The 16,120-nt window shown below is 59.2% G+C and carries 14 protein-coding genes; 8 read left to right on the forward strand and 6 right to left on the reverse strand.

What is annotated here, in order from left to right; all coding sequences use genetic code 11:
• Positions 1-3 precede the first annotated feature (3 nt).
• On the reverse strand, positions 4-891 hold the full coding sequence (locus BFP95_RS16360) for a proline iminopeptidase-family hydrolase (RefSeq protein ID WP_065874910.1): 888 nt from the start codon (positions 889-891) through the stop codon (positions 4-6).
• Positions 892-1,075: 184 nt separating this feature from the next.
• Between BFP95_RS16360 and BFP95_RS16365 the strand changes: the two genes are divergently transcribed.
• Both BFP95_RS16365 and BFP95_RS16370 read left to right on the forward strand, forming a co-directional pair.
• Positions 1,076-1,840, forward strand: coding sequence for a LuxR family transcriptional regulator (locus BFP95_RS16365; protein WP_065910434.1), 765 nt, complete (start codon positions 1,076-1,078; stop codon positions 1,838-1,840).
• A gap of 91 nt (positions 1,841-1,931) precedes the next feature.
• The gene (locus BFP95_RS16370) at positions 1,932-2,864 is read left to right on the forward strand and encodes a proline iminopeptidase-family hydrolase (protein WP_065874907.1); all 933 of its coding nucleotides are present in this window, start codon (positions 1,932-1,934) and stop codon (positions 2,862-2,864) included.
• Positions 2,865-2,959: 95 nt separating this feature from the next.
• Here BFP95_RS16370 and BFP95_RS16375 read toward each other — a convergent pair whose 3' ends face one another.
• Positions 2,960-4,462, reverse strand: coding sequence for a nucleobase:cation symporter-2 family protein (locus tag BFP95_RS16375; protein WP_065874905.1), 1,503 nt, complete (start codon positions 4,460-4,462; stop codon positions 2,960-2,962).
• A gap of 158 nt (positions 4,463-4,620) precedes the next feature.
• Between BFP95_RS16375 and BFP95_RS16380 the strand changes: the two genes are divergently transcribed.
• Complete coding sequence (locus tag BFP95_RS16380) at positions 4,621-5,454, forward strand: nucleoside-binding protein (RefSeq protein ID WP_065910435.1); 834 nt, start codon at positions 4,621-4,623, stop codon at positions 5,452-5,454.
• A gap of 42 nt (positions 5,455-5,496) precedes the next feature.
• On the opposite strand, the gene punC is transcribed toward BFP95_RS16380, so the two are convergent.
• Positions 5,497-6,681, reverse strand: a complete 1,185-nt coding sequence (punC, locus tag BFP95_RS16385) for a purine nucleoside transporter PunC (protein ID WP_065882318.1) — start codon at positions 6,679-6,681, stop codon at positions 5,497-5,499.
• A gap of 122 nt (positions 6,682-6,803) precedes the next feature.
• Here punC and punR point away from each other — a divergent pair, with 122 nt between their 5' ends.
• Positions 6,804-7,727: a DNA-binding transcriptional activator PunR gene (gene punR / locus BFP95_RS16390; protein ID WP_065874899.1), complete on the forward strand. Its 924-nt coding sequence runs from the start codon at positions 6,804-6,806 to the stop codon at positions 7,725-7,727.
• Here the strand turns inward: punR and BFP95_RS16395 are convergent.
• Entirely contained in the window at positions 7,699-8,877 is a 1,179-nt protein-coding gene (locus tag BFP95_RS16395; RefSeq protein ID WP_065874898.1) for an aspartate aminotransferase family protein, read from the reverse strand. The genes punR and BFP95_RS16395 overlap by 29 nt on opposite strands.
• A 102-nt stretch (positions 8,878-8,979) precedes the next feature.
• Here BFP95_RS16395 and BFP95_RS16400 point away from each other — a divergent pair, with 102 nt between their 5' ends.
• The gene (locus BFP95_RS16400) at positions 8,980-9,885 is read left to right on the forward strand and encodes a LysR family transcriptional regulator (protein WP_065874896.1); all 906 of its coding nucleotides are present in this window, start codon (positions 8,980-8,982) and stop codon (positions 9,883-9,885) included.
• Here the strand turns inward: BFP95_RS16400 and BFP95_RS16405 are convergent.
• Positions 9,882-10,505: an HAD family hydrolase gene (locus tag BFP95_RS16405; protein ID WP_065910436.1), complete on the reverse strand. Its 624-nt coding sequence runs from the start codon at positions 10,503-10,505 to the stop codon at positions 9,882-9,884. The genes BFP95_RS16400 and BFP95_RS16405 overlap by 4 nt on opposite strands.
• 297 nt (positions 10,506-10,802) lie before the next feature.
• On the opposite strand from BFP95_RS16405, the gene BFP95_RS16410 reads away from it, so the two are divergent.
• Entirely contained in the window at positions 10,803-12,038 is a 1,236-nt protein-coding gene (locus tag BFP95_RS16410) for an anthrax toxin-like adenylyl cyclase domain-containing protein (RefSeq protein WP_065874892.1), read from the forward strand.
• Between the two features lie 63 nt (positions 12,039-12,101).
• On the opposite strand, the gene fabV is transcribed toward BFP95_RS16410, so the two are convergent.
• Entirely contained in the window at positions 12,102-13,295 is a 1,194-nt protein-coding gene (fabV, locus tag BFP95_RS16415) for an enoyl-ACP reductase FabV (RefSeq protein ID WP_065910437.1), read from the reverse strand.
• A gap of 309 nt (positions 13,296-13,604) precedes the next feature.
• On the opposite strand from fabV, the gene BFP95_RS16420 reads away from it, so the two are divergent.
• Positions 13,605-14,429 carry an aspartyl/asparaginyl beta-hydroxylase domain-containing protein gene (locus tag BFP95_RS16420; RefSeq protein ID WP_065910438.1) on the forward strand — a complete coding sequence of 275 codons (825 nt, stop codon included), beginning with the start codon at positions 13,605-13,607 and terminating at the stop codon, positions 14,427-14,429.
• A gap of 150 nt (positions 14,430-14,579) precedes the next feature.
• Complete coding sequence (gene ppnN / locus BFP95_RS16425) at positions 14,580-15,953, forward strand: nucleotide 5'-monophosphate nucleosidase PpnN (protein ID WP_065874888.1); 1,374 nt, start codon at positions 14,580-14,582, stop codon at positions 15,951-15,953.
• Positions 15,954-16,120: the final 167 nt, after the last annotated feature.

The raw sequence follows: 16,120 nt of genomic DNA on the forward strand, positions 1-16,120 counted from the left end.
CCGTCAGCCTCGGTGACGTGCGAGAAAGTCCAGCAACACCGGGAAATACGCCTGGGGTTCCTCATAAAAGGGCATATGGCTGCTGTTGGGAAATACGTGCAATTCGGCGTGTTTGGCCGCCATCTTCATGCGCAGGGCGCAGGCCGGGGTGAGTTCGTCGTGCTGGCCGGTGGTGATCAGCATGGGCATCTTGAACGCGGCCATCTCAGGGATGCGGTTCCAGTCCTTGAGGTTGCCGATGTAGAGGAATTCGTTGGGGCCCTGCATGGTTTCGTAGGGGCCCATGTTCCAGTCGTCGAGGGATCGCTTGACCGGCGCGGGCCATTCGTCGAGACGGCACACGTGGCGATAGTTGAGCAAGGTGATCGCGGCCTGGTACTGCGGGTGGTCGAGGGTGCCCATGGCTTCATGGCGTTGCATCATGGCCACGGTTTCGCTGCCAAGGGCGCCGCGCAGGCGTTCCAGCTCTTGGGACAGGTGTGGAATGTCACCCACGGTGTTTTCGAGGATCAGGCTTTTCAGCACATCGGGGTAATGGATGGCGTATTCGATACCGAGCCAGCCGCCCCAGGAATGCCCGAGCAAATGCACGCGGCCCAGGCCCAGGGCCTGGCGCACGGTTTCGACTTCTTCGACATAACGGCCGATTTCCCACAGCGAAACGTCGGTCGGTCTGGCTGATGCGCCCGTGCCAAGCTGGTCGAATGCAACCACTCGCAGGTTATGGTCTTTGAGCCAGCCATGGGCGTCGCGCAAGTAGTCACACGGCAGGCCGGGCCCGCCGTTGAGGCACAACAGCACCTCATCGCCTTCGCCGAAGCTGTAGACCACGAGGTCATGGCCGTCGACTTGCACGTTGTACTGCTGGTCGGGGGCAATTTCACGCCACATGCATACATTCCTTGTGTTGTGTCGGCCTGGCAGGTAGCGGCCGTTTATCAGGCCAACACTACCGAGGATGCCGCGCGTCCATAACCTAGCATTTCTTATAGGTTTGGGCCTGGCAGTCCTTCGCCGGGGCGTGGCATTCTACTTGCAGCAAGTCGAGATTCAAATGAATTCGGGAGCAGAACGGATGCTGGCCAAGCTGACTGCCTTAAATCACCGTCTGATGCCGGGCAGGAGCCTGGATGAGCAGATGGACAACACATTCATCCTCGCCCAGCAGTTGGGTTTCGATGCACTGGTGTATGACTACACCCCGGTGCCAATCGACCAGGATGGTGCATTGATCACCCCCTCGGTGCTCGAACTGCGCAATACCCCGCCGGGCTGGCATAGCTTGTGGTGCAGCGAAGGGTTCTACCAGATCGACCCGGTGCAACACCTGGCCCTGAGTACGGTGTCGCCGTTTGTTTGGTCCTACGACATCAAGGCCGATACCCCCCTGCAAAAGATCATCGATCCCTGCCACGCCCCCGTTTCATCCTATCTGCACGACCAACAACTGACCTGCGGCGTCAGCGTGCCCATTCACCTGCCCCGTGGCGGCTTCGCCTCGCTGACCGGCCTGCGTACCGGTAAAGCCGGCAACGTCCTGCAGGATGCGCAGCAGACCTTGTCGGATTTCAGCCTGGTTTCCCACGCCCTGCAGGAAGCGGCCTACCCGCTGTTCAGTAAAGAGCTGCGCACTTACCCGCATATCCACCTGACCAAACGTGAACGCGAGTGCCTCAAATGGGCCGCCGACGGCCTGACCGCCGCTGAAATCGCCACGCAATTGAGCCGTTCACTGGCGGTGGTCACCCTGCATCTGGCCTCGGCAATGCACAAGTTGGGGGCCAAGAATCGCGTACAGGCGGTGGTGCGCGCCACCCATTACCGCCTGCTGGAAGACTGACCCCTCGGCAAAACCTAGCTGTTTTGCTAGTTACTTAAACTGCTTCCACGCTCTATCGTGTCCCTGATCATTTTTTCAGAGCAGGTACGAAATGGAATTCATCGAAAAAATCCGCGAAGGGTATGCGGCGTTTGGCAACTACCAAACCTGGTTCCGCGTCACCGGTGACCTCTCCAGCGGGCGCACGCCCCTGGTGGTTATCCACGGCGGCCCCGGATGCACCCATGATTATGTTGATGCGTTCAAGGACGTCGCCGCCAGCGGCCACGCCGTGATCCATTACGACCAACTGGGCAACGGCCGCTCCACCCACCTGCCCGAAAAAGATCCGTCTTTCTGGACCGTGGGCCTGTTCCTGGAAGAACTGAACAACCTGCTGGATCATCTGCAAATCAGCGATAACTACGCGATCCTCGGCCAGTCCTGGGGCGGCATGCTCGGCAGTGAACACGCAATGTTGCAGCCCAAAGGCTTGCGTGCGTTCATCCCGGCCAACTCGCCGACCTGCATGCGCACCTGGGTCAGCGAAGCCAACCGCCTGCGCAAATTGTTGCCCGAAGGCGTGCATGAAACCCTGCTCAAGCATGAGGCCGCCGGTACCTACCAGGACCCGGAATACCTCGCCGCCTCGCGGGTGTTCTATGACCATCACGTGTGCCGGGTCAACCCATGGCCGGAAGAAGTGGCGCGCACGTTCGCCCAGGTCGACGCAGACCCGACGGTGTACCACGCGATGAGCGGACCGACCGAGTTCCACGTGATCGGCAGCTTGAAGGACTGGAAATCCATTGGCCGCCTGTCGGCGATCAATGTACCCACGCTGGTAATTTCCGGTCGGCATGACGAGGCCACGCCGCTGGTGGTCAAACCGTTCCTGGATGAGATTGCCGATGTGCGCTGGGCGCTGTTTGAAGACTCCAGCCACATGCCCCATGTGGAAGAACGCCAGGCGTGTATGGGGACCGTGGTGAAGTTTTTGGATGAGGTGTGTTCAGCGCAGTACAAAGAACTCAAAGCTGGCTAAATCAATGTGGGAGCTGGCTTGCCTGCGATGACGGCGGTGAATTCACCCTTGCTATCGCAGGCAAGCCAGCTCCCACACTGCCCCCCTGTTCGGCGTCAGACCTCGGTGGTTTCTGTCTTCGGCGCTTTCCTCGCCACATCCGCCACCAACGGAATCTCCTTGCCCTCGGCATCAAACAATTTGCCGCCCCTGAAATAGTCCCCATCACGCAGTGATGACACATCTCGGGCGCTCAAACTGCGGTCTGTGCCTGCCACAAAGACCGACTGCTGGTCCGAGTTACCAGCGGTGAAGTGGTTGAACGCCAGGTTCAGCAGGATCGCCATGATCGCCGACGAGCTGATGCCCGAGTGAAAGATGGTCGCGAACCAGCTGGGGAATTGATCGTAAAAACTTGGCGCTGCGATGGGGATCATGCCAAAACCGATGGAGGTGGCAACAATGATCAGGTTCATGTTGTTGCGGTAGTCCACCTTGGACAAGGTGCGGATACCACTCGCCGCCACGGTACCGAACAACACAATCCCCGCCCCGCCCAGTACGGATGTCGGCACCGCCGCAATCACCCGCCCCATGAACGGCAACAAGCCAAGAATCACCAGAAACAGCCCGCCCGTGGCCACCACAAACCGGCTCTTCACCCCGGTAACCGCGACCAGGCCGACGTTCTGGGCGAAGGCGCTCTGAGTGAACGAACCAAAGATCGGCGCGAACATACTCGACAACATATCGGCGCGCAGGCCGTTGCCCAGGCGTTTGGAATCAACCTTGGTGTCAATGATCTCACCCACCGCCAGGATGTCCGCCGAGGTCTCGACCAAGGTCACCATCACCACGATGCACATGGAGATGATCGCGGCCACATGGAAGGTAGGCATGCCGAAATGGAATGGCGCAGGGAAACCGAACATCGGCCCCTGGGTTACGCCAGAGAAGTCAGCCATGCCGAGGAACACCGCGATCACCGTGCCGATCACCATTGCCAGCAGGATCGACAAGCGTGAAATGGTTGCGCTGCCGATTTTGCTCAGCAGCAACACCAGCACCAGGGTCAATGCCGCCAGGCCGATATTGGGCATGCTGCCGAAATCCGCAGCGCGACTGTTGCCGCCCATGGCCCAGCGCGCCGCGACCGGCATCAGGGTCAGGCCGATGGTGGTGATCACAATGCCCGTGACCAACGGCGGGAAAAACTTGGTAATCCGCGAGAACACCGGGGTTATCAGCAACCCGATAAGCGACGCGGCCATCACCGCCCCGAGAATTGCCGGTATCCCGCCGGCGCCATCACTGCCGACAATCGCCACCATGGTCGCCACGCCAGCAAACGACACGCCTTGCACCAGCGGCAACTGACACCCAAAGAACGGCAGGCCCAGGGTCTGCAACAGCGTGGCCAGGCCACCGGCAAACAACGATGCGGCAATCAACAAGCCGATATCCGCCGGCGACAACCCGGCCGCCTGGCCAACGATCAACGGTACCGCGACGATGCCGCCGTACATGGTGAGTACATGTTGCAGGCCGTAAGCCATGTTGGCGGCGACGCCGAGATTCTCATCTTCTGGCCGCTGCGGTGACGCCTTCGGGTTAGTCATGGTGAGGGGTTCTCTGTTTTTGTTGTGCGGCCACTGTATGCAATGTACGGGCTGGATGTCCATAGAGTTGTATACAATCATTCAGACAAGTTACCCTCCCTCGGCGTTACAAAAACAATTCGGCCGTGATGAGCCAGAACGCCAAAGGACCCAGAACAATGAAAAAGGCATTACAGGGCGCCACCGTTGCACTCACCCTTCTCGGCGGCGGGGAGGCCGTCGCGGTGGAATGGATGAACAACAGCGTAGGCTTTCGCTACGGCCAGCAGTTCACCAATCCGAATAACCCCGACGAATTCAGCAAGCGCATCTACAGCTTCACCCACGCCAGCGGCTACCGATACGGCAGCAACTTCCTCAACCTTGATGTGTTCCTGTCCGACAGCCGCGACCCGCGCAAGGGCACTGATCATGGGGGGAGTGAGGTGTACGCGGTGTACCGCCACCAGCTGTACGCATCGCGGGTATTCGATGTGCCGCTGGGTACCGGCCTGGTCAAGGATTACGCGCTGACGTTGGGCTTCGATGCCAACCGCAACAACAACTTCGCTTCAGCAAAAAAACGCGCGCTGGTGATCGGCCCGACCTTGAAGTTCAACACCGTCGGTGTGCTGGACCTGAGCCTGATGTACTACAAGGAGAGGAACCACACCGGCATCCCGGGTGCGCAGGAGTCGAACCACACCTTCGACGCTACCTACATGCTCAACCTGACCTGGATGCGACCGTTCGAGATCGCCAACCACGCGGCGAAATTCCAGGGCTTTATCAATTATGTCGGGGAAAAAGGTGAGGATTACCACGGCCGCGACACCGCGCCGGAAGCCCTGATGCGCACGGCGCTGATGGTGGCGGTGCGGCCAGGCAAGAACGTGAAGCCAAACCTGTATCTCGGGGTGGGCTACGAGTACTGGCATAACAAGTTCGGCGTGGACGGCGGCCGGGGTAGCCGCACATCGACGCCGACGGTGAACCTTGAAGTCCCCTTCTAACCCCTGAAGGAATCCGATCAAGTGTGGGATCCGATTGTCACCTCAGGCTTGTGCCAGTGCCGAATTACCCTTCTTGGGCCGCGCCAACCAGTACCCCAACACCGCCAGCGGCGCGGTTGCCAGCATCACGATGGCGGTAATCAGGAGCGGCTGGTCGATCATCGATGACACGAGCAAGCTGCCGAGAAAGCACAGACCCAGTTGCAGGGTGTTTTGCAGTGCCGCCGCTTTGCCGGAATTTTCCGCAAACGGCATCAGCGCATTCGCCACGACGATGGGGTAGCTGGCACCGTTAACCAGCGCCATCAGGCAGAACGGAATCAACAAGGTGGTGAGGGTCGGCACGGTCAGCGTGGCTACCAGGTACAGCGCCACCATGCTGATGCAATACGCCAGCAGCAACCAGGGCAATAGCGTCTTGCCCTGGAAATGCTGCAGCGCGCTGCGGCAACTGTAGCCACCCACCAGAAACGCTAATGTGGGCAGCAGATAACTCAGGCCGATGTCATTCGGGCTGTAGCCCATGTCGCCAAGGATGAAGGGCGAAGCCGTCAGCCAGGCGAAGAAGCTGGCCGAGCACGCGGCGAAAATCATGACGTTGCCGGTGAACACGCGAGAAGCCAGCAACTGCCCGTAGCCGAGGCGCGAAGGCTCGCTCTTCTCTGCCTGACGTTTCGGAGGGGTGCGCAGGAACAAGGTCGGCAACAGCAACAACAGCGACACCCCCAGCAATACGCCGAAGATCGCCTGCCAGCCAAAGTGATTCAGAACCATCGCGCCCAACAACGGCGCCAACGCCGGTGACAGCGACATCAGCGGCATGATGCTGGCGAACACGCGGTGAGCCTTGTCGGCCGGGTAGCGGTCGATCACCAGGGCCTGCCAACTCACAGCGGCGGAACACACGCCAATCGCCTGCATGAAGCGCAGCGCCAGCAGTTGCGGCGCCGTCTCGACCCAGAACATGCCCGCGCAGCCCAGCACAAACAGGCTCAGGCCTGCGAGCAGGATCGGCTTGCGCCCCAACCGGTCCGACAGCGGCCCCCAAAGCAACTGCCCCACCGCAAAGCCGGCGAGGAAAATACTCAAGCTGGCGCCCACTGCACCGGCGCTAATCTGCAACTGCTCGCCCATCGCGCCGAACGCCGGCAAATACATGTCCATCGCGAGGTAACCGAGCATGCTCAGCCCCGCCAGATACCAAGTGAAACCAAAAGAATTTTTCATCGAAGCCTTGTTAACCCTGCCATCAAACTATTTGCTGACTGGTGCCCATTATGAAGCTGACAATTTCTGTGTGAAGTGATAATAATTGGATACTCTTATCAATAAATTTGAAGGCACCCGCTATGTGGTCCGAATACTCTCTGGATGTTGTGGATGCCGTGGCGCGCCATGGCAGCTTCAGCGCCGCCGCCCAGGAGTTGCACCGGGTGCCGTCGGCCATCAGCTATACCGTGCGTCAGCTCGAGGAGTGGCTGGCGGTGCCATTGTTCGTGCGACGCCATCGGGATGTAGAACTGACACCTGCCGGCCGTTTATTTATAGACGAGGCCCGGAGCGTGATGAAAAAAATGCTCGGCACGCGGCGGCTGTGCCAGCAGGTCGCCAACGGCTGGAGCGGCCAGTTGAAGGTGGCGGTGGATTCCATCGTCAAACCCCAGCGTTGCCGACAGTTGGTATTGGATTTCTATCGGCAGTTTCCCGAGGTGGAATTGCTGCTGGAATACGAGGTGTACAACGGTGTGTGGGATGCCCTGGCGGATGAGCGCACTGACATCGTGATCGGTGCCACCAGTGCAGTGCCAGTGGCCAGTCACTTCACTTTCCGCGACATGGGCTTGTTGAACTGGCTGTGCGTGGTCAGCGCACGGCATCCGTTGGCGAGCGTCGAAGGGCTGCTGAGTGACGACCAACTGCGCCCCTTCGCCTCGCTGTGCATGACCGACACCTCACGCAACCTGCCCAAGCGCGACACGTGGACCCTGGATAACCAGCGGCGTTTGGTGGTGCCGAACTGGGCCTCGGCGATCGATTGCCTGCGCGATGGCCTGTGCGTTGGCATGGCGCCGGCGCATCAGGTGCTGCCGTGGATCGAACGGGGCGAGTTGGTGGCGCTGCAATTGAGCCGGCCGTTTCCGGCCAGCCCGTCGTGTGTGGCCTGGGCGCAGAGCAAACTGTCCCCGGCCATGGCATGGTTGTTGGAGTACCTGGGAGATACTGAAACCCTGAATCAGGAATGGCTCAATGGGCCTGATCCAGTAACCGGGTAATGGCGCGCACGATCATCTCGACTTCCTTGGCATCCAGTGTCAGCGGCGGCAGCAGGCGAATGACCTTGCCCCGCGTCACGTTGATCAGCAGGCCGTGTTCCTGGGCCGCACGCAGGGCCAAGTCGCGGTAAGGACTGGCCAGCTCTATACCGATCATCAAACCCAGCCCGCGAATCGCCAGCACGTGCGAGTGTTCACTCAACTCCACCCGCAACCGCGCGAGCAAACGCTCACCCTGCTGCGCCGCGTTCTGCAGCAAGCCTTGCTCCTCGATAATGTCCAGCACCGTGCAACCCACCCGACACGCCAATGGGTTGCCGCCGAAGGTGCTGCCATGACTGCCCGGTGTAAACAATTGCGCCACGGCGGACCGTGCCAGGCAGGCGCCGATGGGTACGCCATTGCCGAGGCCTTTGGCCAGGGTCATCACGTCCGGGAAAATGCCTTCATGCTGGAAAGCAAACCAGGCGCCGGTGCGGCCGATGCCGGTCTGGATCTCATCCAGCATCATCAGCCAGCCGTGGCGTGTGCAGTGATCGCGCAGGGCTTTCAGGTAGCCAGGCGGCGGCGGCAGTACGCCACTTTCGCCCTGGATCGGCTCCAGCAGGACCGCCGCGATGCGCGTGCCAAACGCTTTTGTGACCGCTTCGATCGCGGCGATATCACCAAAGCCCACCTTGAGAAAGTCCCCCGGCAAACGCTGGAAGCCCAAGCGCACCGATGGCCCATCGCTGGCGGCCATCGTGCCCAGCGTGCGGCCATGAAAGGCATTTTCCATCACCACCACCAACGGCGCTTCGATGCCTTTTTTCCAGCCATGCAGCCGTGCGAGTTTCAGCGCTGTTTCGTTGGCCTCGGCCCCGGAATTGTTGAAAAAGGCGCGGTCCAGGCCAGACAGCTGGGTGAGGCGCTGGGCCAGCTTCTGTTGCCAGTCAATGCTGTAGAGGTTGGAGGTATGCAACAGCAAACCCGCTTGTTCACTGATCGCCGTCACCAGCCTGGGGTGCGAGTGGCCGACATTGGTCACCGCCACGCCGGCCACCGCATCGAGGTATTCGCGGCCCTGCTGGTCCCACACGCGTGTGCCCAGGCCACGGGTAAAACTCAAGGCCAAGGGTTGGTAAGTGGTCATCAGGCAGGCGGCGGTCATGGTGCGGGCTCCAGTGCTTCGTTGTGATGGCTGCAGTATCGTTAGCCACCCGAGCTGGATAAACTGTGCATTCCTGCAATGACTTTAAATCAAGGCTTGATAATGGATCTGTTCCAGGCGATGTCGGTGTACGTAAAAGTGGTCGAGACCGGCAGCATGACCGCAGCGGCCCAAGCCTGCGGCATGTCGACCACCATGGTCGGCAACCACCTGCGGGCCCTGGAACAGCGCCTGGGCGTCAGCCTGCTCAAGCGCACCACGCGCAAACAAAGCCTTACGGAATTTGGCGGGCAATATTATCAGCGGTGCCTGGAAGTGTTGGGGCTGGTGGCAGACTCCGAGCAGCTCGCCGAGCAAGCCAACAGCGACATCCCCAAAGGCACCCTGCGCATCACCGCCCCACCCGTGTTCGGCACCGAACAACTTACACCGGCCTTGAGCGAATTTTCCCGACGCTACCCGCTGATCAACCTGTACGTGGTGCTGAGCAATGAGCGGATGGACCTGGTCGACAGCGGCTTCGATGTCGCGATCCGACTTGGCGAACTGGAAACCTCCAGCCTGATCGCCAGGCCAATGCAGGCCTACACCCTCACGCTCTGCGCGTCACCGGCCTACCTGGCGCGACGTGGCACGCCACAGACGCCCGATGACCTGCGCCAGCACGACTGCCTGGCGTTCGCCTACCCGGCAAGTGACAACTGGCGCGACACCGACAAACTGTGGCGCATGACCGGCGATGGCGTCGAGGTGGAAGTTCCGGTGTCCGGTTCATTGACCATCAACAGCTCGCAAGGCTTGCGCCAGGCAGCGGTCAACGGCATGGGCATCATCATGCTGGCCGATGCGCTGGTGCAGCCGGATCTGCAGAGTGGAAAGCTGGTGGCCTTGTTAACCACTTATCGACTGCCCAGCCGCCCGATGCACCTGCTCTACGGCCAGGACCGTTATCGCTTGCCCAAGCTACGCGCCTTCGTCGATTTCGCTATGGAAAAGTGGGCACGCTAAAAGCCCACGCCCAACTCACGCAATCGCGCGGCAGTGCGCTCAGCCGACACGTGGTGGATACCTTGCCAACCGAGGGCGACAGCCGCGTCGATATTGCCGGCGACATCATCGATAAACACCACTTCAGCCGGCTGGACATCCGGCAGGTGGGCCCGTACCTGGCTGAGGCTGGCATGGTAGATCGCTGCATCAGGCTTGATCATCTTCAGTTCGCCGGACACCACAATGTCGCGAAAACACTGCAAGAACGGGTAATTGGCCCGTGCATAGGGGAACGTTTCGGCGGACCAATTAGTGAGCCCGAACAGCGGCATATCAACATGGTGCAACGCCTTGAGGATCGCCACGCCTTCCGGTAGCGGGCCGCGCAGCATCTCGTGCCAACGGTCGTAATAGGCTTGGATCAAACGCTCATGATGCGGGTACTGCTCGATCAGGCTGCGTGTGCCTTCAGCCAGGGGGCGACCGGCATCTTGCTCGGTGTTCCAGGCCTGAGTGCAAACGTGCTCGAGAAACCATTGCCGTTCGTGATCGTCGGTAATCAACTTGCGGTACAGGTGCTGCGGGCTCCAATCGAACAGGACACCGCCGAAATCAAAAACCACTGCGCGAATTGTCATACGCCCCTCCCCTGAGTGTGATGCGCCAGTCTCGCATGCCAGCGAAAGCACGCCGCACGTAAACAGGCGTAGGACCGCTCTGATAATTTCATGGGTCGCGCACTGCAAAAAGAGCGCCGCCTCCGTGTATCCCCGCCTTGCGCGCTCTTTTTCCGACGGTGCTTAAAACAGCTCGCAATACTTGTTCTTGCCCACAAAAAAGAAGACTTCTTTAGTGTGCCCTGTGCAATGGAAGGAATGCTTTGGTCTGGAAGGGATCATCCAACGTGCCTATGAAACATGGCTTGGAGATATTCAATGAAAGACGTAATTACCCCTGCTATCTCACCTTCCGCACTCAGCCTGGATACCTTGCAACACGCTCAACCCAGCCAGCCGACTGACGCCGCTCAAGAGACAACGAATTCGATAGACGTCGCATTTGCGCGCGCACGCGAAAAAACCGGAATAGTGTCGAGCCACCTCATTCCCTTGCATGAAATTGCGCTGGCGACCAACTCCATCATTGGCGTACGTCCCGTGGAAACCGTCGCAACCGGGCTGATAGAAGCCGGTCATCCCACCAAGGACTTTCATATCAAGGGTAAAAGCGCCAATTGGGGACCACAAGCCGGCTTGATCTGCACGGACCAGGCCTTCAGCAAGCTCGAAAAATTCAAAAGCGATGCACCCGGCAAAGTCAGCCGCGCCAATGAGCAAATCCAGGAATGCATCAGCGACGGGCATGCCGTCGCAATTCCCTTGAAGCTCTCGGGCAGCCGTCTTGGCGAATTGATGAAACTCGGCCAGATCACTCAACTGGCATCGAACGAGCAGGAAGGCACGCTGCGTTTCAGCGCGAAGGGGCCAAGTCAGCAGCTGTATGCATTCGAAGGCCAGCGAACGTCACCTTTGGAAGACGACTACCTCATTACCCATGAGGGCAAGCCCGTTGAAGTGCTCGCGAAAAAGGCCGATGGCAAGGCACTGACGGCCGACTATGACCTGCACATGGTGGCGCCGCACCTCAGTGACTTCGGCCCCCAGGATGTACTCCCGGTGCCCGATATTGCGCACAGTGTGTTCAAGGGACGAATTGATCGCTACAGGCAGCATCATCCAGACGCCAAGGCGTTTCAGGTGCCGCAAGCGTTACGCGCAGACTATGAAAGCGCCGCGCATTTCTATCATAAGGAAGATCCCGACCTGGGCAACGCCACGCCGCGAATAAGGCAAATGATAGAACTGATCAATCACAGGTTGGTCGGCAACGGAGAGCGGGTGGTCCACCATAATGCGGATTCGGGCAGCCCGGCAGCGGAAGTCGCCGCTAACTACCCGGCTACGTTTTTCCTGCCGACCAAGCTCGGGCGCTTCGATGAAATCAGCATCATCAACGACGGCAAGGAAATGGCGGAACTGATAAAGACGGCCAAGGACAGTGGCTATCACGTGCCACTGAATCCGCTTTGGGAGAGAGAAGTGGTCGGCATCAAGCGCTCTGGTTTCATCCATGCCCAAGAGCGGCTGGCCTCAGCCTTTCGCCAAGGCTGATGCTCTGTGCGCTTCAAACAGCAGCCTCATAACAGGGTTATCGAGGCTGCTGTCTAAGCCGTCTTATGCCGAGATGAGACCGTTGATCTTCACGGTCGGATTGACGTCAGCGTCGTAATCCACGCCGTCGATTTCAAAGCCGAACAAGCGCAGGAATTCAGCCTTGTAGCCGGCAAAATCGCTGATCTCGTTGACGTTGTCGTCGGTGACCTGGTTCCACAGTGCAGCAACGGCGTCCTGGACTTTAGGTTCCAGCTCGGAAAGATCGGCACGCAGGCGGCCGTCGGCGTCGAGTTTCGGCTGGCTGCCGTACAGGCTGTCCTTGAACAGACCGTAGACTTGTTCGATACAACCTTCGTGGGTGCCCTGCTCTTTCATCACTTTGAACAGCAACGACAGGTACAGCGGCATGATCGGGATGGCCGAACTGGCCTGGGTCACCACAGCCTTGAGCACCGACACACGGGCGTCGCCCTTGAGTGCCGCAAGGTTGTCGCGCAGGGTCAGGACTTTTTTATCCAAGTCTTTCTTGGCTTCGCCGATGGAGCCGTTCCAGTAGATATCCTGGGTCAGCTTCTCGCCGAGGTAGGTGAACGCGGTGGTCTTGGCGCCTTCGGCCAGGACGTCGGCGTCACGCAGGGCGTCGATCCACAGCTGCCAGTCTTCGCCACCCATCACTTTGACGGTGCCGTCGATTTCTTCCTGGGTCGCAGGCTCCAGGGTGGTGTCGACCACAACGCCCTTGTCGGTGTTGATACCGCGCAGGGTCACGGCTTTGCCAATCGGCTTGAGGGTGGAGGTGTGCACCACGCCTTGCGGGTCGGTACGGCGTGGCGCGGCCAGGCTGTAGACGACCAGGTCGATCTTACCGAGGTCTTTCTTGATGGTTTCGATGGTCAGGCGCTTGATCTCGTTGGAGAACGCGTCGCCGTTGATGCTCTTGGCGTACAGACCTTTTTCGACAGCAAACTTCTCAAACGCGGCACTGTTGTACCAGCCAGCGGAGCTCAGCTTGCCTTCTTCGCCTTCTTTTTCAAAAAACACGCCCAGGGTGTCGGCGCCACAGCCAAACGCAGCACTGATACGCGCTGCCAGGCCATAGCCGGTGGATGCGCCGAGAACCAGCACCTTCTTCGGGCCGCCTTCGATGGCGCCGTGCTCAGTGACGTAGTCAATCTGTTCCTTGACGTTCGCTTCACAGCCAACAGGGTGAGCGGTCACACAGATAAAGCCACGAACCCGCGGTTTGATGATCATAAAATTTCTGCCTCTTCCAAGGTGCCGAAGGCCAGTGGTGGCCATTCAACTTCAATCGTACCGGTCTATGACGTCCAAAAAACCGAAGCGTCACGATAGTCGCAAATCTTCCGTTTACAAAATCCAATCCACACAGCCCAGCCAGGGTTAAAACCTGTGTAAAGCCTTCACAATTTCGCACTATTTAAAACGCCTAACAGACGCTGAACGCCTTATCATGACGAAGTTGTTTCAATATATTTCAAAACCTCACCACTCGCGGCCACGGATCCGGACCTGTCGAATGGCGTCCTGCTGGAGCTGAGTTAGATGAACAAGCCTGCTTTGCGTAAAAAGGCAGTATCGGTCGCCTGGGTATTCGGCGTGCTGCTGATTATTGATATTTTCCCCGAGACCACCCTGGTATTTCTCGGCCTAGTCGTGATCTGCGGCTTTTACGATTTCCTGCGTAATGGCTTGTATGACGCGCCGACCTTCAAAAAATACTTTATTGGCAGCGGTCGAAACACCTGGCTGCTGGCGCCGTTCAACACCCTGTTCGACCTGTTGAGCTCGGGTAACCGACACGTCTACAGGATGGACGACCTGCCCCCGGCCTGGCGTGAAGACCTGCAACAGGTCATCAACGAAGCCATGGCCCATAAGGACGAAATCATCGGCTACCTGGACGAACGCATGGCCGAGAAGAAGCGCGGCATGTTGTTTTTCCAGTGGTACGGCCGGCCGATCGAGACCGCGCTGGACATTCCGAAACTGCGCGAAAAATTGCCGTTCGTGAAGACCATCGGCGTGTCGGTGTTCAATGAAAACCGCTCGACCTCGTTTCACTTCGGCCCCTTGCGCATGATGTTCCGCGTGCTCTACAACATGGCACCGGCAGCGCATCACGAGGGCGTATACATCCAAGTGGGCAAGCAAAAGCATTACTGGCACGACGACCCGCTGTTTATCTTCGATGACACGTTGATGCATGCGTCTTTCAACAAAAACGATGCAAAGCGTTACTGCCTGTTTATCGATATCGTGCGGCCGACCCCGCTGCCCTTGGTTCTCAACGCCGTAATCGCTGGGTTTGCCGGGATGGTCTTTACCCTGCGTCGGGTTTTCTACAAAAACTGGAAGCTGATTCAGTAAGTTCTGCGGCATTATGGTGCTGGACGGTGTTTGCGCTCGGCCTCGCGCCTGAGGTAAACATCCGTCTCGTGCGTCCGAATTCGGCGCCCACCATTCTCAAGCCATCGCGGCCCTGTGCGGGTGCGGTGGCTGTGCTTTCAAGGATTAAGAATGCCCCAACGTCAAGTCATCAATGCTTCCGTCAGCCCCAAGGGCAGCCTCGAAACCCTGTCCCAACGTGAAGTGCAGCAACTGAGCGAAGCCGGTTCCGGTAGCATCTACACCCTGTTCCGCCAGTGCGCCCTGGCCATCCTCAACACTGGCGCGCACATCGACAACGCCAAGACCATTCTCGACGCCTACAAGGATTTTGAAGTCCGTATCCACCAGCAAGACCGCGGTGTGCGCCTTGAACTGCTGAATGCCCCTGCCGACGCATTCGTCGATGGCGAAATGATCGCCAGCACCCGCGAAATGCTGTTCAGCGCCCTGCGTGACATCGTCTATACCGAGAATGAACTGGACAGCCAGCGCATCGACCTGAGCAATTCCCAGGGCATCACCGATTACGTGTTCCACCTGCTGCGCAACGCCCGTACGCTGCGCCCGGGTGTCGAGCCGAAGATTGTCGTGTGCTGGGGCGGGCACTCGATCAATACCGAAGAATACAAATACACCAAGAAGGTCGGCCACGAACTGGGCCTGCGCAGTCTCGACGTGTGCACCGGCTGCGGCCCTGGCGTGATGAAAGGCCCGATGAAAGGCGCGACCATTGCCCACGCCAAGCAACGCATTACCGTCGGGCGCTATCTAGGGCTGACCGAGCCGGGCATCATCGCCGCTGAAGCGCCGAACCCGATCGTCAACGAGCTGGTGATCCTGCCGGATATCGAAAAGCGCCTGGAAGCCTTCGTCCGTGTAGGCCACGGCATCATCATCTTCCCGGGCGGCGCCGGCACGGCTGAAGAGTTCCTGTACCTGCTGGGCATCCTGATGCACCCGGACAACCGCGACCTGCCGTTCCCGGTCATCCTCACCGGGCCAAAACACGCGGCCCCGTACCTGCAACAACTGCATGCATTTGTCGGCGCCACCCTCGGCGAGGCGGCCCAGGCGCACTACCAGATCATCATCGACGACCCGGCCGAAGTGGCCCGCCAGATGACCATTGGCCTCAAGGCGGTGAAGCAGTTCCGTCGCGAACGCAACGACGCCTTCCACTTCAACTGGCTGCTGAAAATCGATGAGGGCTTCCAGCGCCCGTTCGACCCGACCCACGAAAATATGGCCAGCCTGCAACTAAGCCACGCGCTGCCACCCCACGAACTCGCCGCCAATTTGCGCCGTGCATTCTCGGGGATTGTGGCGGGTAACGTGAAAGACAAGGGCATCCGCCTGATCGAGCAGAACGGCCCTTACGAAATCCATGGCGACCCGGCCATCATGAAACCGCTGGACGAACTGTTGAAGGCGTTCGTGGCCCAGCACCGCATGAAGCTTCCAGGCGGTGCGGCGTATGTGCCGTGCTATCGCGTGGTGCAATAAACCGTCGGTTTCAGTCATACGTTGTAGCGCTTTAACGCCGTTTTAAAGCGTGCAGGTGGCGTGAGTCGGACTAAGGTTTTTACTTGTCCCGACTCACACACACCAGAGAGCAACCTATGGACCAACGGATCTTGTCCTCCATCATTCCTTACCCTAAGGTAAGGAGT

Origin of the sequence: Pseudomonas sp. 58 R 12 (genome assembly GCF_900005865.1) — a bacterium.
Lineage (GTDB): Bacteria > Pseudomonadota > Gammaproteobacteria > Pseudomonadales > Pseudomonadaceae > Aquipseudomonas > Aquipseudomonas tritici.